The 26,120-nt window shown below is 66.8% G+C and carries 20 protein-coding genes and 5 tRNA genes; 2 read left to right on the forward strand and 23 right to left on the reverse strand.

The features are described 5' to 3' along the window. Positions 1 to 21 precede the first annotated feature (21 nt). From EV685_RS10215 to rpe, 23 genes are all read right to left on the reverse strand, one after another. Positions 22 to 1,065: a LacI family DNA-binding transcriptional regulator gene (locus tag EV685_RS10215; RefSeq protein ID WP_130481920.1), complete on the reverse strand. Its 1,044-nt coding sequence runs from the start codon at positions 1,063 to 1,065 to the stop codon at positions 22 to 24. A 163-nt stretch (positions 1,066 to 1,228) separates the two neighbouring features. After that, positions 1,229 to 1,305, reverse strand: a tRNA-Met gene (locus EV685_RS10220). 129 nt (positions 1,306 to 1,434) lie between these two features. Continuing rightward, positions 1,435 to 5,646, reverse strand: coding sequence for a DNA-directed RNA polymerase subunit beta' (gene rpoC, locus EV685_RS10225; RefSeq protein ID WP_130481921.1), 4,212 nt, complete (start codon positions 5,644 to 5,646; stop codon positions 1,435 to 1,437). Positions 5,647 to 5,668: 22 nt separating this feature from the next. After that, positions 5,669 to 9,796: a DNA-directed RNA polymerase subunit beta gene (gene rpoB, locus EV685_RS10230; protein ID WP_130481922.1), complete on the reverse strand. Its 4,128-nt coding sequence runs from the start codon at positions 9,794 to 9,796 to the stop codon at positions 5,669 to 5,671. Positions 9,797 to 10,145: 349 nt separating this feature from the next. After that, positions 10,146 to 10,523, reverse strand: coding sequence for a 50S ribosomal protein L7/L12 (gene rplL, locus EV685_RS10235; protein ID WP_130481923.1), 378 nt, complete (start codon positions 10,521 to 10,523; stop codon positions 10,146 to 10,148). A 39-nt stretch (positions 10,524 to 10,562) separates the two neighbouring features. Next, positions 10,563 to 11,087, reverse strand: a complete 525-nt coding sequence (gene rplJ, locus EV685_RS10240; protein ID WP_130481924.1) for a 50S ribosomal protein L10 — start codon at positions 11,085 to 11,087, stop codon at positions 10,563 to 10,565. Between the two features lie 316 nt (positions 11,088 to 11,403). Continuing rightward, complete coding sequence (gene rplA, locus EV685_RS10245; RefSeq protein WP_130481925.1) at positions 11,404 to 12,117, reverse strand: 50S ribosomal protein L1; 714 nt, start codon at positions 12,115 to 12,117, stop codon at positions 11,404 to 11,406. Position 12,118: 1 nt separating this feature from the next. Continuing rightward, positions 12,119 to 12,550: a 50S ribosomal protein L11 gene (rplK, locus tag EV685_RS10250; protein WP_130481926.1), complete on the reverse strand. Its 432-nt coding sequence runs from the start codon at positions 12,548 to 12,550 to the stop codon at positions 12,119 to 12,121. A gap of 166 nt (positions 12,551 to 12,716) precedes the next feature. Then, positions 12,717 to 13,292 carry a transcription termination/antitermination protein NusG gene (nusG, locus tag EV685_RS10255; RefSeq protein WP_130481927.1) on the reverse strand — a complete coding sequence of 192 codons (576 nt, stop codon included), beginning with the start codon at positions 13,290 to 13,292 and terminating at the stop codon, positions 12,717 to 12,719. Between the two features lie 58 nt (positions 13,293 to 13,350). After that, positions 13,351 to 13,734, reverse strand: coding sequence for a preprotein translocase subunit SecE (gene secE, locus EV685_RS10260; RefSeq protein ID WP_130482349.1), 384 nt, complete (start codon positions 13,732 to 13,734; stop codon positions 13,351 to 13,353). Positions 13,735 to 13,862: 128 nt separating this feature from the next. Continuing rightward, positions 13,863 to 13,938 (reverse strand) — tRNA-Trp (locus tag EV685_RS10265). Positions 13,939 to 13,952: 14 nt separating this feature from the next. Further along, on the reverse strand, positions 13,953 to 15,143 hold the full coding sequence (gene tuf, locus EV685_RS10270; protein WP_130481887.1) for an elongation factor Tu: 1,191 nt from the start codon (positions 15,141 to 15,143) through the stop codon (positions 13,953 to 13,955). Positions 15,144 to 15,204: 61 nt separating this feature from the next. Beyond that, positions 15,205 to 15,279, reverse strand: a tRNA-Thr gene (locus tag EV685_RS10275). 90 nt (positions 15,280 to 15,369) lie between these two features. Then, positions 15,370 to 15,443 (reverse strand) — tRNA-Gly (locus EV685_RS10280). A gap of 104 nt (positions 15,444 to 15,547) precedes the next feature. Beyond that, a tRNA-Tyr gene (locus EV685_RS10285) sits at positions 15,548 to 15,633 on the reverse strand. Positions 15,634 to 15,787: 154 nt separating this feature from the next. Further along, complete coding sequence (locus EV685_RS10290) at positions 15,788 to 16,522, reverse strand: uracil-DNA glycosylase (RefSeq protein WP_420820825.1); 735 nt, start codon at positions 16,520 to 16,522, stop codon at positions 15,788 to 15,790. Positions 16,523 to 16,547: 25 nt separating this feature from the next. Continuing rightward, positions 16,548 to 17,342: an indole-3-glycerol phosphate synthase TrpC gene (gene trpC, locus EV685_RS10295; protein WP_130481929.1), complete on the reverse strand. Its 795-nt coding sequence runs from the start codon at positions 17,340 to 17,342 to the stop codon at positions 16,548 to 16,550. 10 nt (positions 17,343 to 17,352) lie between these two features. After that, a complete protein-coding gene (gene trpD / locus EV685_RS10300) occupies positions 17,353 to 18,390 on the reverse strand; it encodes an anthranilate phosphoribosyltransferase (RefSeq protein ID WP_130481930.1) in 1,038 nt (345 codons plus the stop codon). Positions 18,391 to 18,413: 23 nt separating this feature from the next. Further along, the gene (gene ltaE, locus EV685_RS10305; RefSeq protein ID WP_242615529.1) at positions 18,414 to 19,520 is read right to left on the reverse strand and encodes a low-specificity L-threonine aldolase; all 1,107 of its coding nucleotides are present in this window, start codon (positions 19,518 to 19,520) and stop codon (positions 18,414 to 18,416) included. Beyond that, on the reverse strand, positions 19,517 to 20,095 hold the full coding sequence (locus tag EV685_RS10310) for an anthranilate synthase component II (protein ID WP_130481931.1): 579 nt from the start codon (positions 20,093 to 20,095) through the stop codon (positions 19,517 to 19,519). The genes ltaE and EV685_RS10310 overlap by 4 nt, the downstream gene beginning before the upstream one ends. Positions 20,096 to 20,112: 17 nt before the next feature. Next, positions 20,113 to 21,600: an anthranilate synthase component I gene (gene trpE, locus EV685_RS10315; RefSeq protein WP_130481932.1), complete on the reverse strand. Its 1,488-nt coding sequence runs from the start codon at positions 21,598 to 21,600 to the stop codon at positions 20,113 to 20,115. A gap of 313 nt (positions 21,601 to 21,913) precedes the next feature. Continuing rightward, positions 21,914 to 22,597 carry a phosphoglycolate phosphatase gene (gph, locus tag EV685_RS10320; RefSeq protein ID WP_275938345.1) on the reverse strand — a complete coding sequence of 228 codons (684 nt, stop codon included), beginning with the start codon at positions 22,595 to 22,597 and terminating at the stop codon, positions 21,914 to 21,916. Then, entirely contained in the window at positions 22,594 to 23,289 is a 696-nt protein-coding gene (rpe, locus tag EV685_RS10325; protein WP_130481933.1) for a ribulose-phosphate 3-epimerase, read from the reverse strand. The genes gph and rpe overlap by 4 nt, the downstream gene beginning before the upstream one ends. Before the next feature lie 37 nt (positions 23,290 to 23,326). Here rpe and apaG point away from each other — a divergent pair, with 37 nt between their 5' ends. Both apaG and EV685_RS10335 read left to right on the forward strand, forming a co-directional pair. Continuing rightward, on the forward strand, positions 23,327 to 23,701 hold the full coding sequence (gene apaG / locus EV685_RS10330; protein ID WP_130481934.1) for a Co2+/Mg2+ efflux protein ApaG: 375 nt from the start codon (positions 23,327 to 23,329) through the stop codon (positions 23,699 to 23,701). After that, positions 23,698 to 25,833 carry a site-specific recombinase gene (locus EV685_RS10335; RefSeq protein WP_130481935.1) on the forward strand — a complete coding sequence of 712 codons (2,136 nt, stop codon included), beginning with the start codon at positions 23,698 to 23,700 and terminating at the stop codon, positions 25,831 to 25,833. The genes apaG and EV685_RS10335 overlap by 4 nt, the downstream gene beginning before the upstream one ends. The last annotated feature ends 287 nt before the right edge of the window (positions 25,834 to 26,120 follow it).

Here is a 26,120-nt window from a genome sequence, read left to right on the forward strand (position 1 = left end):
CGATCTCCGGGTCTACCCGGATCAGACGCTCTCGCGCTCGGCGATGGAGAAGCCGATGTCGACGATGCGGGACTCGACCGGCCGGCCCTCGGCGCGCTCGACGATGAAGCGTGCGGCCTGGCGGCCGATCTCGGCGCCGTTGATGCGCACGGTGCTCAGGGCCGGGTGCAGGTCGGCGGCGAACTCGAGGTCGCCAAAGCCGATGACGGCCAGCGCCTCGGGCACCGCCAGGCCACGCGACTGGGCCTCGGTGATGACGCCGAGTGCCAGCATGTCGGAGCTGCAGAAGACGGCGTCGACATCCGCACCCGCCTGGAGCAGTTCGCTCAAGGCGGCCCGGCCACTGCGCAAGGTGGTCGGCGCCGGGACGATCACGTGGCGGACCTCTGGCAGGCCCAGTGCCTGGGCCGCAGACGCAAAGGCGTCCTCCCGTCGGCGCGCCCGTTCGTCGTCGCCGGAGACGATGGCCAGCCGGCGCCGGCCGCGTCCATGCAGGTGTTCAGCGACCCGACGGCCGACGTCGACGTGCGAGAAACCGACCAGCATGTCGATGGGCGTGGGCGTGAGATCCCAGGTCTCGACCACCGGGATGCCGGCGGCCACCAGGCGGCGTCGGCCTTCCGGCGTGTGCAGGATGCCGGTCAGCACGATGCCGTCCGGGCGACGGCCGATGATGGCTTCGAGCAATGCGTCTTCCCGCTGCGGGTCGTAGCCCGACTGGCCCAACATCAACTGGTAGCCGCTGGCGGCGAGGGTCTCGGTCAAGGCCTGCACCGAGGCGAGGAAGACCGAGCCGGCGATGGTCGGCACAACCGCCGCGATGAGTCGGCTGCGGGCCGAGGCCAGCGCACCCGCCGTGCGGTTGGGCACGTAGCCGGTCCGCGCGATGGCGTCGCTGACCTTGCGCAGCACCTCGGCCGAGACCTGCGTGGGGGTGTTGACCGCCCGCGACGCCGTGATCGGCGCAACGCCCGCGATCCGGGCCACGTCATGCAAGGTCACCGCGCCACTGCCCCGGCGTGACCTGCGCGGTGTCTCCCCGTCCTTCACGCCATCGCTCGTCATGGCGGAATTCTAGGGCGGTGCCAGACCCGCCTTTGGCAGCGCTACCGTCCCCCACCCAACGCTGCGTGCCCACGCGGCGACCCCACACCGCGAACACACGCAAAAAAGCCACCGCGAGGGTGGCTTTGCTGCTTCGAGAACTACCGCTCTCGACATGTATTCTTGGTTGCGGAGGCAGGATTTGAACCTGCGACCTTTGGGTTATGAGCCCAACGAGCTACCAGACTGCTCCACTCCGCGACTGAGAAAGCTATTATGACTTGTTGCGCCGCAACACGCAAGCGTTCTTTCGGTAAAAGAAAAAGGGCCGCATGAGCGGCCCTTCGGGAGGCTGCCGATCGGGAGATCGGCAGCACGGGTCGAGGCGACTCAGTCGGCCGCTTCGCCCGCCGATGCGGCGTCGACGGCAGCCAGCGCGTCCTGCGCTTCCTGCATGGCGATCAGGCGGCGTTCCTGGTCGTCCATCTCGTCCTTCGCCTTGCGGGCCTGGTGGTAGGCCAGGCCGGTGCCGGCAGGGATCAGGCGACCGACGATCACGTTCTCCTTCAAACCCCGCAGCTCGTCGCGCTTGCCCATGATGGCCGCCTCGGTCAGCACCCGGGTCGTTTCCTGGAAGGAAGCGGCCGAGATGAACGAGTCGGTCGACAGCGACGCCTTGGTGATGCCCAGCAGCACGTCGGCATAGGTCGCCGGCAGCTTGTCTTCACCGCGCAGGCGGTCGTTGGTGTCGAACAGCTCGGAGCGCTCGACCTGCTCGCCCACGATGTAGGTCGAGTCGCCCGAGTTGGTGATCTGCACGCGGCGCAGCATCTGGCGAACGATCACCTCGATGTGCTTGTCGTTGATCTTCACGCCCTGGAGTCGGTAGACGTCCTGGACCTCGTCGACGATGTAGCGCGCCAGTTCCTCGACACCCAGCAGGCGCAGGATGTCCTGCGGATCGGCCGGGCCGTCGACGATCGATTCGCCCTTGTTCACCACCTGGCCTTCGTGCACCAGGATGTTCTTTTCCTTGGGCACCAGCTCTTCGTAGACCTTGCCGTCCGGGTCGGTGATCTGCAGGCGGACCTTGCCCTTGGTCTCCTTGCCGAAGGACACCGTGCCGGTGATCTCGGCCAGGATGCCCTTGTCCTTGGGCGTGCGGGCCTCGAACAGCTCGGCCACACGCGGCAGACCGCCGGTGATGTCGCGCGTCTTCTGGCCTTCGACCGGGATACGGGCCAGCACCTCGCCGGGCATCACGTCCTGGCCGTCGCGGACCTGGATCAGCGAGCCGATCGGGAAGCCGATCGTCACCGAGTGGTCAGTGCCGGGGATCTTGATTTCCTGTCCGGCAACGTCCAGCAGCTTGACCTGCGGGCGCACGATCTTGGCGGCACCACGGCGCTTCGGGTCGATGACCACCAGCGTCGACAGGCCGGTGACCTCGTCGACCTGCTTGGCGACCGTCACACCTTCTTCGACGTTCTCGAAGGTCAGGTGACCTGCGAATTCCGTGATGATGGGGCGGGTCAGCGGGTCCCAGTTGCCCAGCACGGTGCCAGCCTTGATGGTCTGGTCGGGCTTGACGTTCAGGGTTGCGCCGTACGGCACCTTGTGGCGCTCGCGCTCCCGGCCGTGCGGGTCGGTGATGACGATCTCGCCAGAACGCGAGATCACCACCAGTTCGCCCTTGGCGTTGGTCACGTAACGCATCGTGCTGTTGAAGCCGATGATGCCGTCCGACTTGGCGTCGACGCTGGAGGCAACCGCCGCCCGCGACGCCGCGCCGCCGATGTGGAAGGTCCGCATCGTCAGCTGCGTGCCCGGCTCGCCGATCGACTGCGCCGCGATCACGCCGACAGCTTCGCCGGTGTTGACCACGCCGCCGCGACCCAGGTCACGGCCATAGCACTTGGCGCACAGGCCGTAACGGGTCTCGCAGGTCAGCGGGGTGCGGACCTTGACCTCGTCGACGCCAGCGGCTTCGAGCACGTCCATCGCGTCCTCGTCGAGCATCTTGCCCGCGACGATCAGGGTTTCCTGCGTCTCGGGGTGGATGACGTCGATCGCGGTGACACGGCCGAGGATGCGGTCGCGCAGCGACTCGATGACCTCGCCGCCTTCGACCAGCGCGCGCATGTTGATGCCGTGGTCGGTGCCGCAGTCATCCTCGATGACCACGAGATCCTGCGTCACGTCGACCAGGCGACGCGTCAGGTAACCCGAGTTCGCCGTCTTCAACGCGGTGTCCGCCAGGCCCTTGCGGGCGCCGTGGGTCGAGATGAAGTACTGGAGAACGTTCAGGCCTTCGCGGAAGTTCGCGGTGATGGGCGTCTCGATGATCGAGCCGTCAGGCTTGGCCATCAGGCCGCGCATGCCGGCGAGCTGGCGGATCTGGGCCGCAGAACCGCGGGCGCCCGAGTCGGCCATCATGTAGATGGAGTTGAACGACTCCTGGTCCACCATCTTGCCGTTGCGGTCGAGCACCTTCTCCTTGGAGAGCTGCGACATCATGACCTTGCCGACCTCGTCGCCGGTCTTGCCCCAGATGTCCACGACCTTGTTGTAGCGCTCGCCGGCGGTCACCAGGCCGGAGACGTACTGCTGCTCGATCTCCTTGACCTCGTTCTCGGCGCGCTCGATCAGCTCGACCTTCTGCTTGGGCACGAGCATGTCATCGATGGCGATCGAAATGCCCGCGCGGGTGGCCAGCCGGAAGCCGCTCTGCAGCAGCTTGTCGGCGAAGACGACGGTCTCCTTCAGGCCGCACTTGCGGAAGGCGGTGTTGATCAGCCGCGAGATCTCCTTCTTCTTCAGCGCCTTGTTCATGACGCTGAAGGGCAGGCCCTTGGGCAGGATCTCGCTGAGCAGGGCTCGGCCGACGGTGGTGTGCGTGAGGGTGGTCTTGGGCGTGAAGCCTTCGCCGTCCTCGTTGCGCAGCCACTCGGTCAGGCGCACGCTGATGCGCGTGGTCAGGTCGACCACCGAGTTGTCCAGCGCGCGCTGCACTTCCACGGTGTCCGAGAAGATCAGGCCTTCGCCCTTGCCGTTGGTGCGTTCACGGGTCGCGTAGTACAGACCCAGCACGACGTCCTGCGACGGCACGATCGACGGCTCACCCGAGGCCGGGAACAGCACGTTGTTCGATGCCAGCATCAGGGCGCGCGCTTCCATCTGCGCCTCGATGGACAGCGGCACGTGCACGGCCATCTGGTCGCCATCGAAGTCGGCGTTGAACGCGGCGCAGACCAGCGGGTGCAGCTGGATGGCCTTGCCCTCGATCAGCACCGGCTCGAAGGCCTGGATGCCCAGGCGGTGCAGCGTCGGGGCGCGGTTCAGCAGGATCGGGTGTTCCTTGATGACTTCCTCAAGGATGTCCCAGACCACCGGCGTGCCGGACTCGACTTCCTTCTTCGCCTGCTTGATCGTGCTGGCGATGCCCATCGCCTCGAGGCGCGAGAAGATGAAGGGCTTGAACAGCTCCAGCGCCATCAGCTTGGGCAGGCCGCACTGGTGCAGCTTGAGGGTCGGGCCCACGGTGATGACCGAACGGCCCGAGTAGTCGACGCGCTTGCCCAGCAGGTTCTGGCGGAAGCGGCCGCTCTTGCCCTTGATCATGTCGGCCAGCGACTTCAGTGCGCGCTTGTTCGCACCGGTCATGGCCTTGCCGCGGCGGCCGTTGTCGAGCAGCGAGTCGACGGCTTCCTGCAGCATGCGCTTCTCGTTGCGCACGATGATTTCCGGCGCCTTGAGCTCCAGCAGACGGGCCAGGCGGTTGTTCCGGTTGATGACGCGACGGTAGAGGTCGTTGAGGTCGGAGGTCGCGAAACGACCGCCGTCCAGCGGCACCAGCGGACGCAGGTCCGGCGGCAGCACCGGCAGCACGTCCATGACCATCCAGCTCGGCTTGATGCCCGACTTCTTGAAGGCCTCCATCACCTTGAGGCGCTTGGAGTTCTTCTTGACCTTCAGCTCGCTGCCGGTCATGTCGTTGCGCAGCTTGTCGATCTCGACGTCCAGGTCCATCTCGGCGAGCAGTTGCTGCACGCCTTCGGCACCCATCATCGCGACGAACTCGTCACCGTACTCGCGGCGCTTCGTGTCGAAATCGTCCTCGGACATGATGCTGAACTTCTTCAGCGGGGTCATGCCCGGGTCGGTCACCACGTAGGCTTCGAAGTACAGCACGCGCTCGATGTCGCGCAGCGTCATGTCGAGCACCAGGCCCAGACGCGACGGCAGCGACTTCAGGAACCAGATGTGCGCGCACGGCGCGGCCAGGTCGATGTGGCCCATGCGGTCACGGCGGACCTTGGTCTGGGTCACTTCGACGCCGCACTTCTCGCAGATCACGCCGCGGTGCTTCAGGCGCTTGTACTTGCCGCACAGGCACTCGTAGTCCTTGATCGGGCCAAAGATCTTGGCGCAGAACAGGCCGTCACGCTCGGGCTTGAACGTCCGGTAGTTGATGGTCTCGGGCTTCTTCACCTCGCCGAACGACCAGGAACGGATCTTCTCGGGCGAAGCCAGCCCGATCTTGATCGCGTCGAAGTGCTCGTCCGGGGTGAACTGCTTGAACAGGTCCAGCAAACCTTTCATGGGGCTCTCCTATTCCCTGTGCTTAGTTGCGCTCGAGCTCGATGTCGATGCCGAGCGAACGGATTTCCTTGACCAACACGTTGAACGACTCGGGCATGCCCGCCTCGATCGAGTGCTCGCCCTTGACGATGTTCTCGTACACCTTCGTACGGCCATTCACGTCATCGGACTTCACGGTGAGCATCTCCTGCAGCACGTAGGCCGCACCGTAGGCTTCGAGGGCCCACACTTCCATCTCACCGAAACGCTGACCGCCGAACTGCGCCTTGCCGCCCAGCGGCTGCTGGGTGACGAGCGAGTACGGGCCGGTCGAACGGGCGTGCATCTTGTCGTCGACCAGGTGGTGCAGCTTGAGCACGTGCATGTAGCCTACCGTGACCGGGCGCTCGAACTGCTCGCCGGTGCGACCGTCGCACAGCCAAGCCTGGGTGCGCGTGGCGGTCAGGCCCTTGCGGGCGGCGATGTCGTCCGGATAGGCCAGCTTCAACATGCCGCGGATCTCTTCTTCCTTGGCACCGTCGAAGACCGGCGTGGCGAACGGCACGCCCTTGGCGAGGTTCGACGCCATTTCGAGCACTTCCGTGTCGGTCAGGTCATCGAGGGTCTCGGACTTGCCGCCGGACTGGTTGTAGAGCTCGTCCATGAACTTGCGGATCTCGGCCACGCGGGCCTGCTCCTGCAGCATGTCGCCGATGCGCTGGCCAATGCCCTTGCCGGCCCAGCCCAGGTGCACTTCCAGCACCTGACCGACGTTCATCCGCGAGGGCACACCCAGCGGGTTCAGCACGATGTCGGCAGGGGTGCCGTCGGCCATGTAGGGCATGTCCTCGATCGGGGTGATCTTGGAGACGACGCCCTTGTTGCCGTGGCGGCCGGCCATCTTGTCGCCGGGCTGCAGGCGGCGCTTGACGGCCAGGTAGACCTTGACCATCTTGAGCACGCCCGCGGGCAGCTCGTCGCCCTGCGTCAGCTTCTTGCGCTTCTCTTCGAAAGCGAGGTCGAAGCTGTGGCGGGTCTGCTCCAGCGAGTTCTTGATCGACTCCAGCTGGTTGGCGACATCGTCCTCGGCCGGGCGGATGTCGAACCAGTGGTACTTCTCGACGTCGGCCAGGTAGGCCTTGTCGATCACGGTGCCCTTGGTGATCTTGCGAGGGCCGCCGTTGGCGATCTTGCCGTTGAGCAGCTTCTCGATCCGGTCGAAGGCGTCGGCCTCGACGATGCGCAGCTGGTCGTTGAGGTCCAGGCGGAAGCGCTTGAGCTCGTCGTCGATGATCTGCTGGGCCCGCTTGTCGCGCGTGATGCCTTCACGGGTGAAGACCTGCACGTCGATGACGGTGCCCTGCGTGCCCTGGTCGACGCGCAGCGAGGTGTCCTTCACGTCGGACGCCTTCTCACCAAAGATCGCGCGCAGCAGCTTCTCTTCCGGCGTCAGAGTGGTCTCGCCCTTGGGCGTGACCTTGCCCACCAGCACGTCGCCGGGGTTGACCTCGGCGCCGATGTAGACGATGCCCGACTCGTCCAGGCGAGCCAGTTGCTGCTCGCTGAGGTTGGGGATGTCGCGGGTGATGTCCTCAGGGCCCAGCTTGGTGTCGCGGGCCATGACCACCAGTTCCTCGATGTGGATCGAGGTGTAGCGGTCTTCGGCGACGACACGTTCGCTGATGAGGATCGAGTCCTCGAAGTTGTAGCCGTTCCAGGGCATGAACGCGACCAGCATGTTCTGGCCGAGCGCGAGCTCGCCCAGGTCGGTCGAGGCACCGTCGGCGATGACGTCGCCGGAACCAACGTGGTGGCCGCGGCTGACGATCGGACGCTGGTGGATGTTCGTGTTCTGGTTCGAACGGTGGTACTTGATGAGGTTGTAGATGTCGACACCGACCTCGCCCGCAACCGTCTCTGCGTCATTGACGCGGATCACGATGCGGTTGGTGTCGACGTAGTCCACCACGCCACCCCGACGGGCCGTCACGACGGTGCCCGAGTCGACCGCAGCGACGCGCTCGACACCGGTGCCGACGAAGGCCTTTTCCGGACGCAGCACCGGCACGGCCTGGCGCTGCATGTTGGCGCCCATCAGCGCGCGGTTCGCGTCGTCGTGCTCCAGGAAGGGCACGAGCGAAGCCGCCACCGACACGATCTGGGTCGGGGCCACGTCCATGTACTGGATGCGCTCGGGCTGGGTCAGCACCGACTCGCCCATCTCGCGGGCCGACACCAGCTCGTCGATCAGCTTGTTGTCCGCATCGAGCTTGGCGTTGGCCTGCGCGATGACGTACTTGCCTTCCTCGATGGCCGACAGGTAGTCGATCTGAGCGGTCGCCTGGCCGTCGTTGACGCGGCGGTACGGCGTCTCCAGGAAACCGTACTCGTTCAGGCGTGCGAACAGCGCCAGCGAGTTGATCAGGCCGATGTTCGGACCTTCCGGGGTCTCGATCGGGCAGACACGACCGTAGTGGGTCGGGTGCACGTCGCGAACCTCGAAGCCGGCACGCTCGCGGGTCAGACCGCCCGGGCCCAGGGCAGAGACGCGACGCTTGTGCGTGATCTCCGACAGCGGGTTGGTCTGGTCCATGAACTGCGAGAGCTGCGACGCGCCGAAGAACTCCTTGAGCGCCGCGCTGATCGGCTTGGAGTTGATCAGGTCGTGCGGCATCAGGGCCTCGGTCTCGGCCTGGCCCAGACGCTCCTTGACGGCCTTCTCGATGCGGGCGAGGCCCGAGCGGTACTGGTTCTCGGCCAGTTCGCCCACGCAACGCACACGCCGGTTGCCGAGGTGGTCGATGTCATCGACCTCGCCGTTGCCGTTGCGCAGGTCGACCAGGATCTTGACGACGTCGAGGATGTCCGCGTTGGACAGCGTCATCGCGCCTTCGGAGCCTTCGCGGCCCACGCGGGCGTTGAACTTCATGCGGCCCACGCGCGACAGATCGTAGGTGTCGGCGCTGTAGAACAGGCGGTTGAAGAGGGCCTCGACCGCGTCCTCGGTCGGCGGCTCGCCGGGGCGCATCATGCGGTAGATCGCAACACGCGCGGCCAGCTGGTCGGCGGTCTCGTCGCTGGCCAGGGTCTGGCTGATGAAGGCGCCCTGGTTCAACTCGTTGGTGAACAGCGTCGGCAGGTCCTTGACACCCGAGGTGCGCAGCTTCTTGAGCAGCATCTCGGTGACTTCCTCGTTGGCCTTGGCCACGATCTCGCCGGTGTCCGCATCGACGATGTTGCGGGCCACCACGCGGCCGATCAGGAAGTCTTCCGGCACGCTGACGTGCTGGGTCTCGGAGGCATCGAGCTGGCGGATGTGCTTGGCCGTGATCCGCTTGTCCTTCTCGACGACGACATTGCCGTTCTTGTCGGTGATGTCGAAGCGGGCGACTTCACCCTTGAGGCGTTCGGCGACGAACTCCATCTGGGCGCCGCTGTCCATCAGGCGGAAATTGTCGAACTTGAAGAAGTTCGCCAGGATCTGCTCGGGGTTCAGGCCGATGGCCTTCAGCAGGATCGTGACCGGCATCTTGCGACGGCGGTCAACGCGGAAGTAGAGGATGTCCTTCGGGTCGAACTCGAAGTCCAGCCAGGAACCGCGGTAAGGAATGATGCGGGCGCTGAACAGCAGCTTGCCCGAGCTGTGGGTCTTGCCCTTGTCATGCTCGAAGAACACGCCCGGCGAGCGGTGAAGCTGCGAGACGATGACCCGCTCGGTGCCGTTGACGATGAAGGAGCCGTAGTCGGTCATGAGCGGCACTTCGCCCATGTAGACCTCTTGCTCCTTGATCTCCTTGACGACCTTGGACTGGTTGGTCGACGCCTCGCGGTCGTAGACGATCATCTGCAGTCGCGCGCGCACCGCAGCCGCGAACGTGAGGCCGCGTTGCTGGCACTCCCGCACGTCAAACGGCGGCTTGGCGATGTTGAACTCGATGAACTTCATCTCGACAAACCCGTTGTGCGAGACGATCGGGAACGCCGAGAGGAAGGCAGCCTGCAGGCCTTCGGGCTTGCGCTGTTTCGGGGCTACGTCCTTCTGCAGGAAGGCGACGTAGCTGTCCTTCTGCATGGTCAGCAGATAAGGAACGTTGAGAACGCTTGCGCGCTTGCCGAAGCTCTTGCGGATACGCTTGCGCTCGGTGTAGCTGTAAGGGGTAGCTTGCGCCATCTATCACTCCGTGTCGAACACCACCGTCGGGCCAGGACGATGCATCGTTCGGCGACTGGCCTGGGCGGGCGCACGTCCCGGTGGATTGGGGGACGGCCCGTTGCTTGGTGGCTGGCCACTACCAGCCGCTGGCGGACAGACGGCGCATTGCACGCCACCTCGACCAAACCGGTTCTCCGCAGTCGGTTCAGAGAACACTTGAAAAGACCGTCGAGGATAGCCCCGGCGACGTTTTCAGGTGCTCTCCAGGGCATCGCCCTGGAAATCGTGCCGACAAGCACGAAAAGGCTGGCCCCGGAGGACCAGCCTTTCAAGCCATTCAGCGCAGCGACGAGTCGCGCACGCCGGATTACTTGATCTCGGCCTTGGCGCCAGCGTCTTCGAGCTTCTTCTTCGCGGCTTCGGCGTCGGCCTTGGGGATCGCTTCCTTGACGGGCTTCGGCGCGCCGTCGACCAGATCCTTGGCTTCCTTCAGGCCCAGGCCCGTCAGTTCGCGCACGGCCTTGATGACCGAAACCTTGTTGGCGCCGGCTTCGAGCAGCACGACGTTGAACTCGGTCTTCTCTTCAGCGACCGGGGCAGCAGCGCCACCCGCGCCACCGCCGGCAACGGCGACAGCAGCGGCGGACACGCCGAACTTCTCTTCAACGGCCTTGACCAGGTCGTTGAGTTCCAGGACGGTCATGGTGTCCAGGGCAGCCAGGAAAGCGTCTTTGTCGAAAGCCATGTTGGGCTCCTAAATGCGGTTGATTCGTGTGTGAGGGGGTCAGGCCGTCGCAGCTTCGGCTGCGGGCTCTTCGGCGCCGCCGCCTTGCTTCTTGGCCACTTCGGCGAGCACGCGTGCCAGGCCGGAAACGGGGGTCTGCAGCAGGCCGAGCAGCTGGGACAGCAGCACTTCCTTGCTGGGCACGTTGGCCAGAGCCTTGACGCCATTGACGTCCAGCACCTTGCCACCGAATGCACCACCCTTGATCACCAGCTTGTCGTTCGTCTTGGCAAAGTCGGCGATGACTTTGGCCGCCGCGACGGCGTCTTCAGAGAAGCCGTAGATCAGAGGTCCGACGAATTGGGCCTCGGCCACTTCAAACTGGGTGCCTGCGACCGCACGGCGAGCCAGTGTGTTCTTCAGCACGTGAAGATACACACCCTTCTCGCGCGCGATCTTGCGCAGGGCATCCAGATGAGCGACGGTGAGGCCACGGTACTCGGCCACGGTCAAGGTTTGTGCCTTGGCCGCCTGGGCCTGCACTTCCTCGACAACGGCAGCTTTCTCGTTGCGATTGAGACTCAAGGTCCACTCCTTCAAAACGCGGGACGTCAGGGACTTGCATCCCCGCCGGCCCGCACCGGTTTCAGCGACCTTGCCGTTCAGGAACCCGCGAGGGTCGAGACCCTCACACGAAAACCCTTGCGGCGGGACCGCCATCTGCGCTGGTTGGTGCATCCCGGGGGCATGCCCCGTTCGGCGTCCGTTTAAGCAAGGCCGTCGCCCTGCACCAGCGGTCTTGGATGGCCTGACGACCCGCGCCCGGAGGCACTCGCGCCGTCAGCCCACCAATTTGTGCAGCGCCGCGCCAGACTCGCGCAGCGCCACGATCCTTGTCAGATCAGCTCTGAGCCGTCATGCCCGACGTGATGCTGCCGACGTCCACGCGGACGCCCACACCCATCGTCGAGGACACAGCAACCTTGCGCAGGTAGATGCCCTTGCTGGTGGCCGGCTTGGACTTGTTCAGCGCGTCCAGCAGGGCCTGCAGGTTGACCTTCAGCTTGTCGGAGTCGAACGAGCGACGGCCGATCGTGCCGTGGATGATGCCGGCCTTGTCGACGCGGTACTGGACTTGGCCAGCCTTGGCGTTCTTGACGGCGGTGGCGACGTCCGGGGTCACGGTGCCGACCTTCGGGTTCGGCATCAGGCCGCGCGGGCCGAGGATCTGACCCAGCTGACCGACCACGCGCATCGCGTCAGGCGAGGCGATCACCACGTCGAAGTTGATGACGCCGTTCTTCACTTCGGCAGCCAGATCGTCCATGCCAACGATGTCGGCGCCAGCGGCCTTTGCTTCTTCAGCCTTGGCGCCCTGGGCGAACACGGCCACGCGCTTGGTCTTGCCGGTGCCGTTGGGCATCACGACCGCGCCACGCACGACTTGGTCCGACTTCTTGGCATCCACGCCGAGCTGCACAGCCACGTCGATCGACTCATCGAACTTGGCAGCGGCGAATTCCTTCACCAGCGTGATCGCGTCGTCGATGGCGTAGAGCTTGGTCGATTCGATCTTGCCCTGCTGCGCCTTCTGGCGCTTGGTCAACTTGGCCATGTCAGACCCCTTCCACGTTGATGCCCATCGAACGGGCCGAACCCGCGATGGTCTTGACGGCGGCGTCCATGTTGGCAGCCGTCAGGTCCTTCACCTTGATCTTGGCGATCTCTTCAAGCTGCGCACGCGTCAGCTTGGCGACCTTCTCGACGTGAGGGCGAGCAGAGCCCTTCTCGATCTTGGCGGCCTTCTTGAGCAGCACCGTGGCGGGCGGGCTCTTGAGGATGAACGTGAACGACTTGTCGGCGTAGGCGGTGATGATCACCGGCAGCTTGAGGCCCGGTTCCATGCCCTGGGTCTGCGCGTTGAACGACTTGCAGAACTCCATGATGTTCAGGCCGCGCTGACCCAGCGCCGGGCCGATCGGGGGCGACGGATTGGCCTTGCCGGCCGGCACTTGCAGCTTGATGTAGCCGACGATTTTCTTTGCCATGATGGCTCCTCGAGTGCGAACGCTCCGGCTCTTCAAGCCCTGCAGGACGCACCACGTGCGACCTGCGGACCGAGGGGCCGGCAGCTCCTCGTCATGGACCCGTTGTGTGGATCAACCCCAGGCGACGGGTCCTTCACGCCTGGAGCCGAGAAAACTCAGGTCCTGATCAGACCTTCTCGACCTGGTGGAAGTCGAGCTCGACCGGCGTCGCGCGACCGAAGATGGTCACAGAGACGCGCAGCTTGTTCTTGTCGTAGTTGACCTCTTCGATCGAGGCATTGAAGTCGGTGAACGGACCTTCCTTGACCCGAACAACCTCGCCAACCTCCCACTCGACCTTGGGCCGGGGCTTCTCGATGCCTTCTTGCATCTGGTTGACGATCTTCATGACCTCGTCATCCGAGATCGGCGTCGGACGGTTCTTGGCGCCGCCGACGAAGCCGGTGACCTTGCTGGTGTTCTTGACCAGGTGCCAGGACTCGTCGTCCATCAGCATCTCGACCAGCACGTAACCCGGGAAGAAGCGACGCTCGGTGACGGCCTTCTTGCCGTTCTTCATCTCGACGACCTCTTCGGTCGGAACGAGGATGCGACCGAACTTGGTCTGCATGCCCGAGCGTTCGATGCGCTCGCGCAGGTTGCGCTCGACGGCCTTCTCCATGCCCGAATAGGCATGCACGACGAACCAGCGCAGGGGGCTGGCAGCGGGAGCGGTCGGAGCGCTGGAAGTGGTGTCGGTCATCGCGGGAGTCCCTGGTCTTTCGTGGTGGCGGTCAGCGTCATTGATCGGCACGTGCCGATCAGCGCTTCCAGCCGAGGATCAGGTCGTAGAACACCCATTCGAGGGTCTTGTCCGTCAGCCACAGGAAAAGGGCCATCACGACGACAAAGGCAAACACGTAGGCCGTCATCTGACCGGCCTCCTTGCGGGTCGGCCAAACCACCTTGCGCAGTTCGCGGGCCGATTCACGGCCGTACGCGATCAGCGCCTTGCCCTGTTCGGCCGTGAGAAAGGCGGCGACCGCGCCACCCAGCAGCAACAGCAGCGCCGCCCACTGAGCCAGAGGACCCTGCTTGCTCAAGGCATAGAAAGCCACGATCGCGCCGACGATCAACAGCGCCGCGACGGCCAGCTTGGCCTTGTCAGCGGCGGTGGAGACGGTTTCGACTTCTTGACTGGACATGTGATTCCAACGGTCAGGCCCTGCGATCACGGTGATCGCCGCCATCAGCAGCAAAGCCCGCCGGGGCGTAGACGTCCCGCGGGCCTCGTTCGAGTCGGGTAGCAACCCGCCGGATCAGTCGGCGGGTGTGGCAGGGGCAGAGGGAATCGAACCCCCAACCTTCGGTTTTGGAGACCGACGCTCTGCCAATTGAGCTATACCCCTGCGGCCGACTCTTGTTATTCGATGATCTTGGCAACGACGCCGGCGCCGACGGTGCGGCCGCCTTCACGGATGGCGAAGCGCAGGCCTTCTTCCATCGCGATCGGGGCGATCAGCTTGACGGTGATCGACACGTTGTCGCCGGGCATGACCATTTCCTTGTCCTTCGGCAGCTCGATCGAGCCGGTCACGTCGGTCGTGCGGAAATAGAACTGCGGGCGGTAGTTGTTGAAGAACGGCGTGTGGCGGCCGCCTTCTTCCTTGCTCAGCACGTAGACCTCGCCCGTGAAGTGCGTGTGCGGCTTGATCGAAGCCGGCTTGCACAGCACCTGGCCGCGCTGCACGTCTTCGCGCTTGGTGCCGCGCAGCAGGATGCCGACGTTGTCGCCAGCCTGGCCCTGGTCCAGCAGCTTGCGGAACATTTCCACGCCGGTGCAGGTGGTCTTCTGGGTGTCGCGGATGCCGACGATCTCGATTTCCTCGCCGACCTTGACGATGCCGCGCTCGATACGGCCCGTCACCACGGTGCCGCGGCCCGAGATCGAGAACACGTCTTCGACCGGCATCAGGAAGGCGCCGTCCACGGCGCGCTCGGGCGTCGGGATGTAGCTGTCCAGCGCATCGGCCAGCTTCATGATGGCCTGCTCGCCCAGCTCGCCCGTGTCGCCTTCCAGCGCCAGCTTGGCCGAACCCTTGACGATCGGGGTGTCGTCGCCGGGGAAGTCGTACTTGCTCAGCAGCTCGCGGACTTCCATTTCCACCAGCTCCAGCAGCTCGGCGTCGTCCACCATGTCGGCCTTGTTCAGGAAGACGATGATGTAAGGCACGCCCACCTGGCGGCTCAGCAGGATGTGCTCGCGGGTCTGGGGCATCGGGCCGTCAGCGGCCGAGCACACCAGGATCGCGCCGTCCATCTGCGCGGCACCCGTGATCATGTTCTTGACGTAGTCGGCGTGTCCCGGGCAGTCCACGTGCGCGTAGTGACGGTTGGCCGTCTCGTACTCGACGTGCGCGGTGTTGATCGTGATGCCGCGGGCCTTTTCTTCGGGCGCCGCATCGATCTGGTCGTAGGCCTTGGCGGTGCCGCCAAACTTCTTCGACAGCACGGTCGTGATCGCTGCGGTCAGCGTGGTCTTGCCGTGGTCGACGTGGCCGATGGTGCCGACGTTGACGTGCGGCTTGGTCCGTTCAAACTTTTCTTTGGACATGCTCAGACTCCTGATTGCGCCGATCACGCGATCGAGCAAGAAAGAAGAGAAGGAAAGAAGGTGGTGCCCATGGCGCGGATCGAACGCGCGACCTCTCCCTTACCAAGGGAGTGCTCTACCACTGAGCCACATGGGCATCGACACGGGTCTACACGCAAGACGCGCAGACCGATGGCGACAACATCACCACTCTTCTTCAACCCGCTTCAGACCACCTGTCGGCACCTGGAGCGGGAGACGGGAATCGAACCCGTGCCATCAGCTTGGAAGGCTGAGGTTCTACCATTGAACTACTCCCGCCCGACCCAAACAACCGGTCCGCGACCACAACCTGGAAGCAGCCCGATGGACACCGACCACAAGGTCGTTTGTCCATCGGACCACCTCTCGAATGAGGTCCGCTCTGGTGGAGGAGGCTGGATTCGAACCAGCGTAGGCGTAAGCCAACAGATTTACAGTCTGCCCCCTTTAGCCACTCGGGCACCCCTCCGGAGCGAGCCCGCGAGTTTATCACGCGATTCAGTTTGCGCAATACCTTCGCGACAGATCGTGATGATGAGGCGGTCATGCGACAGGACCGTGTCGGTGCGGCAGGCCCGCAGCTGACGCGTCGACAAGGCAACGCCGGCCGCAAGCACCGTGCATCAGTCCAGCCGCCAGTCGACGCCCGGACGCCCTTGCGCACGCAGCCACGCGTCGGCACGCCCGAAGGGTGCGCTGCTCATGAAGGGCACCGGCGGACGGCGGGCCGACAGTGGCGAGGGGTGGTTGGACGCCAGCACCGCATGCCGACCCGATCCACGTTCATCGATCAGCGCCTGCTTGGACTGCGCGTGAGCACCCCAGAGCAAGAACACCTTCGGGGCGGCGTCGGCCGCCAGGGCGCCGATCACCGCGTCGGACAAGCCCTGCCAGCCCAGCTTGGCGTGGCTGGCGGGGCGATCGGCCTCGACCGTGAGACAGGTGTTGAGCAGCAGCACGCCCTGCCCGATCCAGCCGGCCAAGCTGCCGTGACGCGGCGGCGCGTGTCCCAGCTCGCGCTGCAGTTCGGCGTGGATGTTGCGCAGGCTCGGCGGGATGCGCACGCCCGGGGCGACCGAGAAGGCCAGCCCCTCGGCCTCGCCCGGGCCGTGGTACGGGTCCTGTCCCAGGATGACGACCTGGACGGCGCCGGGCCCGCCCGTTGCCAGCGCACGCAGCGGCCGCGCCGGGTAGACCACTGCACCGGCCGCGACACGGGCATCGACCGCATCGCACAAGGCCTCGCCGGCCGGCGTCGCCAGCCACGCGTCGGTGACACCACGCCAGCCCGGCGCGACTTCCGCAAAGGCCGCGCGCAGCGGCTGCCGCAAGCGGTTGTCGGGCGACGGCTCGTCCAGCCCCAGGCCTTGCTGGACCACCGGATCAGCTGGCGAACAGCGCTGCCAGCGCCGCGCCCGGGTCGTCGGCGCGCATGAAGGCCTCGCCGACGAGGAAGGCGTGCACGCGGGCAGCGCGCATGCGCTGAACATCGGCCGGGCCGAGGATGCCGGACTCCGTCACCAGCAGCCGGTCGGCCGGCACGTCTGCCAGCAGGCCGAGCGTGGTGTCGAGCGTGACCTCGAAGGTGCGAAGGTTGCGGTTGTTGATGCCCACCAGCGGTGTCTTCAGGCGCAAGGCGCGTTGCAGCTCGGCGCCATCGTGGACCTCGACCAGCACATCCATGCCGTGCGCCAGAGCGACCGCCTCGAGGTCGGCCATCTGCGCATCGTCCAGACAGGCGGCGATCAGCAAGATGCAGTCCGCGCCCATCGCGCGGGCCTCGTGGACCTGGTAGGCGTCGACCATGAAGTCCTTGCGCAGGACCGGCAGCGCGCAGGCCGCGCGGGCCTCGCGCAGGTAGGCGGCGTGGCCCTGGAAGTAGGACACGTCGGTCAGCACGCTCAGGCAGGCCGCGCCGTGACGGGCATAGCTGGCGGCGATCTCGGCGGGACGGAAGTCCGCACGGATCACGCCCTTGCTGGGGCTGGCCTTCTTGATTTCGGCGATCACCGCCGCTTGACCGGCCGCGACCTTGGCGCGCAGTGCGGCGGTGAAGCCGCGCGTGTCGGCGCCGCGCGCCTCGGCCTCGTCGCGCCACGAAGCCTCGCTGCGCTGCAGCCGGCCAGCGGCGATCTCCTCGCGCTTGGTGGCGACGATCTTCTGCAGGATGTCACTCATGGTGCGGTCCTCAGGCGGCGGGCTTGAGCGACTGGCTCAGCCGCACGAAGGTGTCGAGCTTGGCTGCCGCACGGCCTTCGGTGATGGCGGCGTCGGCCGCCTCGATGCCGTCGGCGATGCTGCGCACGACGTCGGCCGCATACAGCGCCACGCCGGCGTTGAGCACGACGATGTCTCGCGCCGCGCCGGGCTGGTTGTCCAGCACCGCCTTGAGCAGCGTCATCGACTCGGCCGGCGTCTCGACCTTCAGCGCCCGGCTGCTGGCCATGCGCAGGCCGTAGTCCTCGGGGTGGATCTCGTACTCGCGGATGCCGCCGTCGACCAGCTCGCCCACCAGCGTGGACGCACCCAGCGAGACCTCGTCCATGCCGTCGCGGCCATAGACCACGACCGCGTGTTCTGCGCCCAGGCGCTGCAGCGCGCGGGCCTGGATGCCGACCAGGTCGGGGTGGAAGACGCCCATGAGGATGTGGGGCGCATCGGCCGGGTTGGTCAGCGGCCCGAGGATGTTGAAGATCGTGCGCACGCCCAGTTCACGCCGCACCGGTGCGACGTTCTTCATGGCGGGGTGGTGATTGGGAGCGAACATGAAGCCGATGCCGACCTCGGCGACGCAGCGCGCGATCGCCTCCGGTGGCAAGGACAGGCTCACGCCGAGAGCCTCCAGCACATCGGCACTGCCGGACTTGCTGGAGACGCTGCGGTTGCCGTGCTTGCTCACGCGCGCGCCGCAGGCGGCCGCGACGAACATGCTGCAGGTCGAGATGTTGAAGGTGTGCGAGCCATCACCGCCGGTGCCAACGATGTCGACCAGATGGCTGCGATCGGCCACCGGCACCTTGACCGAGAACTCGCGCATGACCTGCGCGGCTGCGGTGATCTCGCCGATGGTCTCCTTCTTGACGCGCAGGCCGATGAGGATGGCGGACATCATCGGCGCGCTCATCTCGCCGCTCATGATGCGACGCATCAGCGCCAGCATCTCGTCGTGGAAGATCTCGCGGTGCTCGATGACGCGGGTCAGCGCCTCGTGGTCGGTGATGGGCATGGCGGGCTCGCTTCGTGTGGGGATCAATACGGGGCGACAGGGGCAACAGGGGCGGCTGCGGGCGCAGCGTCTGCGTGGCGCCCCGCCGCGAAGAAGGCGCGCACCGCCGCCACCGTGGCGTCGATGCCGGCGGCGTCGACGTCCAGGTGGGTGACGAAGCGCAGGCCGATCAGGCCAGTGGCAAGGATGTGGCGCTCGGCCAGCCAGGCCAGCAGCGCCGGTCCGCGACCGTCGGCCACATCGACGAAGACGATGTTGGTGGCCGCACTGCGAACCACCAGGCCGTCGATGCCGGACAGCCCTTCGGCCAGCCGCCGCGCCAGCCGGTGGTCGTCGTGCAGCCGTTCGACATGGTGGTCCAGCGCATGGTCGATCGCGGCGGCCAGCAGGCCGGCCTGGCGCAGGCCGCCGCCGGCCATCTTGCGGATGCGGTGGGCCCGCCCGATCAGCTCGCGGCTGCCGCACAGCACCGAGCCGATCGGCGCGCCCAGGCCCTTGGAGCAGCAGATCGAGACACTGTCGAAGTGCCGCGTGATGTCGCGCAGCGCGGCCATGATGTCGCCGCCCTGCCCGGCATTGGCAGCCGCCGCGTTGAACACCCGCGCGCCGTCGAGGTGACAGGCCAGGCCACGAGCGCGCGCCAGTGCCGTCGCCTCGGCCAGATAGTCAGCCGGCATGACGTGGCCGTTCCAGGTGTTCTCCAGGCACAGCAGGCGGCTGCGGGCGAAGTGCGCGTCGTCGGGCTTGATCGCCGCGGCGATGTCGCCCAGCGCCATGCGGCCTTGCGCGTCCTGTGCCAGCGGTTGTGGCTGGATGCTGCCCAGCACCGCCGCACCGCCGCCTTCGTAGCGGTAGGTGTGGGCGAGCTGGCCGACGATGTACTCGTCGCCGCGCTGGCAGTGCGCCAGCAGCGCGCAGAAGTTGCTCTGCGTGCCCGAGGGCATGAACAGCGCCGCTTCGAAGCCGGCCAGCCCGGCCATGCGCGCCTGCAGCGCGTTGACGCTCGGGTCGTCGCCGAAGACGTCGTCGCCCACGGGCGCGCGGGCCATGGCCTCGCGCATCGCGGCGGTCGGGCGGGTGACGGTGTCGCTGCGCAGGTCGATGGTGGACATGACGGCGTCGGTGCTCATGCGCTCACCCGGTCTTGCGTCAGGAAGTTGCGCAGCATCGCGTGGCCGTGTTCGCTGAGGATGGACTCGGGATGGAACTGCACGCCCTCGATGGCCAGCGTGCGGTGGCGCACGCCCATGATCTCGCCGTCGGCGCTGGTGGCAGTGACGACCAGATCGGCCGGCAGCGACGCGCGCTCGATCGCCAGCGAGTGGTAGCGCACCACGCTGAACTGCTGCGGCAGACCGGCGAACACGCCTTGCTGGTCGGTGGTGATGGTCTCGGTCTTGCCATGCATCTGGACCTGCGCGCGCACGACCTTGCCACCCAGCGCAGCGCCGATGCTCTGGTGGCCCAGGCAGACGCCCAGGATCGGCAGCTTGCCGGCGAAGTGCCGGATGCTGTCGATGCAGATGCCCGCTTCGGCCGGCGAACACGGGCCCGGCGACAGGACCAGGCGATCGGGCTTCATCGCCTCGATCTCGGCCAGCGTGATCTCGTCGTTGCGGTGCACCCGCACGTCCTCGCCCAGCTCGGCGAAGTACTGCACGAGGTTGAAGGTGAAGGAGTCGTAGTTGTCGATCATCAGCAGCATGTTCTTCCCCTTCGCGCTCAGAAGCCTTCTTCGACCAGCTCGGCCGCGCGGATGACCGCGCGCATCTTGGCCTCGGTCTCCTTCCACTCCAGCTCGGGCACTGAGTCGGCAACCACGCCGGCGCCGGCCTGGACGTAGAGCGTCTGGTCCTTGATGACGCCGGTGCGGATCGCGATGGCCACGTCCATGTCGCCGGCATAGCTGAGGTAGCCGCAGGCGCCCCCGTAGATGCCGCGCTCGCTGCCTTCGAGCTGGTCGATGATCTCCATCGCATGGATCTTGGGCGCGCCGCTGAGCGTGCCGGCCGGGAAGCTGGCGCGCAGCACGTCCAGGCTGCTCATGCCGTCCTTGAGCACGCCCTCGACGTTGCTGACGATGTGCATGACGTGCGAATAACGCTCGATGCCGAAGGCCTCGGTGACCTTGACGGTGCCGGTCTTGGCGATGCGACCGATGTCGTTGCGGGCCAGGTCGATCAGCATCAGGTGCTCGGCGCGTTCCTTGGCGTCGGCCAGCAGCTCGGTCTCATGGCGCGCGTCCAGCTCGGGCGTCGCGCCGCGCGGGCGGGTGCCGGCGATCGGGCGGATGGTGACGATCTTCTGTGTCTTGCCGTCGACCTCGCGGGCCTCCTGGCGCACCAGGATCTCGGGCGACGAGCCGACGATCTGGAAGTCGCCCATGTCGTAGTAGTACATGTAGGGACTGGGGTTGAGCGAACGCAGCGCCCGGTAGAGCGACAGCGGGCTCTCGGTGTAGCGCTTGTGCACACGGTGGCCCAGCACGATCTGCATGCAGTCGCCGGCGGCGATGAACGCCTTGGCCTTGAGGACGGCGGCCTCGAAGTCGGCCTGGCGGGTCTCGTGTTCGACCGGGTGCGAGGCGCCACGCCGGACCTGCGGCGCGGCCACGCTGTAGCGCAGCTGATCGGCCAGCTCGGACAGCCGGCGCTTGGCCTTGAAGTAGGCCTCCGGCTGGCGCGGGTCGGCGTAGACGATCAGGTAGAGGCGACCCGAGAGGTTGTCGATGACCGCCAGCTCCTCGGTCTGCAGCAGCTGGATCTCGGGCGTGCCGATGCCGCCGGGCAGGCGCGTGTCGGCCAGCTTCTTCTCGATGTAGCGCACCGTGTCGTAGCCGAAATAGCCGGCCAGCCCGCCGCAGAAGCGCGGCATGCCCGGGCGCAGCGCGACCTTGAAGCGCTGCTGGTAGGCCTCGATGACGTCAAGCGGGTTGCCCTCGTGGCGTTCGACCACAACGCCGTCGGTGACGACCTCGGTGACGCCTTCGCGGGTGCGCAGCAAGGTGCGCGCAGGCAGGCCGATGAAGGAGTAGCGGCCAAAGCGCTCCCCGCCAACGACCGATTCGAGCAAGAAGCTCAGCGGTCGTCCGCCGGCCAGCTTGAGGTACAGCGACAGGGGCGTCTCGAGGTCGGCGAAGGCCTCGCTGACAAGGGGGATGCGGTTGTAGCCTTCGCGGGCCAGGCTCTGGAATTCAAGTTCGGTGATCACGGTTCGGCTCCTGGGACGCGCCGTAGGCACACGCATCGAAGCCCTGCAGGGCCGGTCGACACGGGGGTTCCGGGCGGTCGATTGATACGGATGAGGCTCGGGGGACGGGCACCGCCGAGGGTGCAGATCCGGTCTCTGCGCCATGGCGACATGGCGCGATGCGGATCAACGTGGGCTGCTCGTCCAGCAGGCAACCACGCGGCCGGCGCGGCTCAGCGACGCCAGGGCCAGGCTCCCCGGTCGTGCGACCCGGGCAGCGTGATGAGGTGACGGACGAGGGTCCGTTTCCGTGAGCGGAACATGGTCACGAAGTCTAGTCGAAGGCCAGTGCGTCGAGCCGGTCCAGATGGGCCAGCGCGGGCACCGCCTCGATCGGCTCGCCGTGGTTGTAGCCGTGGCGCAGCAGCACGACCGGACAACCGGCGGCGTGCGCCGCTTCGGCGTCGTTGCGCGAGTCGCCCACCATCAGCGTGCGCGACGGCACGGTGCCCAACGCGCGGCAGGTCTCGATCAGCGGCAACGGGTCGGGCTTCTTGCGGGCGAACGCGTCACCGCCGAAGACGTGTGCGAAGTGGCCGTCCAGCCGCTTGCGCGCCAGCAGCGGCCGGGCAAAGTCGCCGGGCTTGTTGGTCAGGCAGGCCAGCGGCAGACCCAGCGAGCGCAGCCGCGCCAGGCCCTCGACGACGCCAGGGTAGACCTGCGAATGCTGGCCGTTGATCGCCAGGTAGTGGCGCTGGTAGGCCGCCCAGGCCGGCTCGTAGAGCGCATCGACGTCGGCCGCGCCGACATGGGCCAGCGTACGGCGGATCAGGTGTTCGCTGCCCTTGCCCACGGTGAGCGACACGAAGGCACGGTCGACACCCGGCAGGCCCAGCTCGGTGAGCATCCGGCCGAGCGCGACGACGAAGTCGCCCTGCGTGTCGACCATCGTGCCGTCCAGGTCGACGATGGCCGCCTCGATCGGCCAGCCCTGCAGCGTCAGGACCGTGCGGCTCACCGCGCCAGCTCGGCGCGCATCGCGTCGATGACGGCCTTGTAGTCGGGCGCGTTGAAGATCGCGCTGCCGGCCACGAAGGTGTCGGCCCCGGCGTCGGCGACGCGGCGGATGTTGTCGACCTTGATGCCGCCGTCGACCTCCAGGCGGATGTCGCGGCCGCTCGCGTCGATCAGCTTGCGGGCCCGCTCGATCTTGCGCAGCGCGCTGTCGATGAAGCTCTGGCCGCCGAAGCCGGGGTTGACGCTCATGATCAGGATCAGGTCGACCTTGTCGAGCACGTACTCAAGCACGTCGAGGCTGGCGGCCGGGTTGAAGACCAGGCCGGCCTGGCAGCCGGCGCCCTTGATCAGCTGCAAGGTGCGGTCGACGTGGGTGCTGGCATCGGGGTGGAAGCTGACCAGATCCGCGCCGGCCTTGGCGAAGGCCAGCGCCAGGTCGTCGACCGGGCTGACCATCAGGTGCACGTCGATCGGCGCGGGGGTGCCGTCGGGCTTGACGCTGTGCTTCTTGAGCGCCTGGCAGACCATCGGGCCGAAGGTCAGGTTGGGGACGTAGTGGTTGTCCATCACGTCGAAATGGATCCAGTCGGCGCCCGCAGCGAGCACGTGTCGAACCTCGTCGCCCAGACGGGCGAAATCGGCCGAGAGGATGGAGGGCGCGATGCGCGCGTGGTGGGCGGTGGAGGCAGTCATCCAGTGATTTTAGGGATGCCGGACTATGATCCGCCGCATGAGCGCACCCTCCTTCAGCTGTTCGGTGAAGACGGACTACCTCGCCGAGCAATCCGACCCGGCACGCGGCGTGTATGCCTACGCGTACACGATCGTGATCAGCAACAGCGGCGACGTGCCGGCGCAGTTGATCGGCCGCCACTGGCTGATCAGCGACGCCGCCGGCCACACCGAAGAGGTGCGCGGCCTGGGCGTGGTCGGCCACCAGCCCTTGCTGCGGCCGGGCGAACGGTTCGAATACACCAGCTGGACCCGGCTGGCGACGCCGCACGGTCGCATGCGCGGCACCTTCTTCTGCATCACCGAGGACGCCCACTGGTTCGAAGCCCCGATCCCGGCCTTCGAACTCGGCCAGGCGCACGCGCTGCATTGATCGACGCCCTGCGACGGCGCTGGTCCCCGCGGGCCTGGGACCTGACCGCCCTCCTCAACGCCGCAGATGCCCGCGCCAGCCGCCCCGAGCGTCACCTCTGGCTGATCCGGCTGGTCGAATGGCTGCGCAGCGCGCCGCCTCAGCCCGGCAACCGCAATGAGCTGCGCGCCGACCTGCGCACCCAGCCCGGCACCCCGGAAGCGAGCAATGGCGACGTCAGCCCCTGGCCGCTGCGCCGGCTGCGCCACCTGCTCAACGTGCTGGAGCGCCACCCCCAGCACGCCGAACCGGTGCGTCAGCTGCTGCGCTCGGCCCTGACTGGCACCGACGTCGCCGCGCTGCTGGCCGACTTCGGCTTCGCGCCACGCGCTTCGCTGATGAGCGAGCTGGGCCAGCGCATGCGCCGTGCCCTGTTGCCGGGCACGCCCGACACGGCCGACCTCGGCGAGCTGTTCCAGCTGGTGTTCCGCCACCCGGACGACGCCCGCTGGCTGGGTCAGGTCGATGCCGTGACCTGGCGCCGGCTGGCCCGCTTGCTGGTCGACGAGGACCTGTCGGCGCACTGGCGCGGCGCGGTTCTGGACTCGATCCAGCTGCTGGCCGCGCAGGTGCGTGCGTCCGGCCTGTCGGGCACCTTGCGTCCGCGCATGGACGAGCGCCTGCTGGCCCAGCGTCCCTTCCACCACCTGGCGCAGAGCGCCCAGCACCTCGCCGACATGGCCGACCTGGACGGCCACGCCGCGCCCGATGGCCTGCAGCGTCAGGCCGATGCCTTGCGCATCCAGTTGCACGCATGCCGCCGGGCGGCCAATTCGGTGCGCGCCCATCTGGAAGAGAGCGGCGTGTCGGTCGACGTGGTCTTCGAGGTGGCCCAGCTGCGCGAGCGGGTGCGCCGCATCGAGACCCTGCTGACCTTGCTGACCAGCCCGCAGCCCGAGCGCGACTGGCCCGGCCTGATGGTTGAGCTGGCCCAGGCGGTGCAGGACCGGCGCGGGCTGCGGCGGCTGTTCGCGCGCCACTACTCGCTGCTGGCGCGCAAGGTCACCGAGCGCAGCGCCGAGACCGGCGAGCACTACATCACCCGCAACCGCGAGGAATACCGCAGCATGCTCTGGCGGGCCTGCGGCGGCGGCGCGGTGGTGGCCGGCACGACCCTGTTGAAGTCGGCCATCGGAGCACTCGGCTTCTCCGCCTTCTGGGGCGGCTTCTGGGCCGGCATCAACTACGCCGGCAGCTTCGTGCTGATCCAGCTGCTGGGCTGGACGCTGGCGACCAAGCAGCCGGCCATGACGGCGCCGGCCATGGCCGCCAAGCTGGAGGGCGGCAGCCTGGACGACGAACAGGTCGAGTCCTTTGTCGACGAGGTCACGCACCTGATCCGCAGCCAGATGGCCGGCATCGTCGGCAACCTGGCGGCCGTCGTGCCGATCGTGCTGACCCTGCAGCTGGCGACAGCGGCGGTGTTCGGCCGTCCGGCCATCAGCGTCGAGGAGGGCCGCTACGTGCTCGCCCACCTGACGCTGCTCGGACCGACGCTGCTGTTCGCCGCTTTCACCGGCGTGCTGCTGTTTGGCTCCAGCCTGATCGCCGGCTGGATCGAGAACGCCTTCGTGCTGCACCGCATCGACAGCGCCATCGCCTGGAACCCGCGCATCGTCCAGCTGCTGGGCCAGGCCCGTGCGCAGCGCTGGGCGACCTGGTGGCGCAGCAACATCTCCGGGCTCGCGGCCAATGTCTCGCTGGGCCTGATGCTGGGCCTGGTGCCGGCGCTGGCGCTGTTCTTCGGCCTGCCGCTGGAGGTCCGCCACGTCACGCTCGGCGCTGGCCAGATCGCTGCAGCGGCCGGTGCGCTCGGCTGGGCCGTGCTGCGCGAGCCGGATTTCTGGTGGTGCCTCGCCGCCGTGCCGCTGGTCGGAGCGCTCAACCTGCTGGTCAGCTTCGTGCTCGCCTTCCGGGTGGCGATGCGCTCGCGCGGCCTGCGCCTGCAGGATCGCGGGCGCCTGCAGGCGGCGCTCCGGTCGCGCCTGCGCAGCCAGCCGATGAGCTTCCTGCGACCGCCGGCCGGGCCGACGCCGGAGCATCTCACGACCCAACCGCCGTCGATCCTGTCAAGCGATCGAACGCCGGAATAAGCAGGGCGAAACCGGAATCGTTTCCCAGCTGTATCGGCAAGGTGCCACCGCCGACCGCCCGAAACACCTTTGGGCACAAGCCGGCAAACTCCTGCGACAGTTTCGGCACGCAAACCACGCAGAACTGCAAACTTTTCCGCAAACCTGATACCCAAGGCGCCCGCGGGTTTTGCAATTCTTTCGAAGCTGCAAATATCGGTAAGCAAATCGGGTGGGATTCCTTTCGTTACGGCCGGTGCGGCCGGCACGTCGATAGTGAGGTTCATGCACAGCGCTGCGCAGCGATA

This window comes from Sphaerotilus mobilis (genome assembly GCF_004216565.1).
GTDB classification, from domain to species: domain Bacteria; phylum Pseudomonadota; class Gammaproteobacteria; order Burkholderiales; family Burkholderiaceae_C; genus Sphaerotilus; species Sphaerotilus mobilis.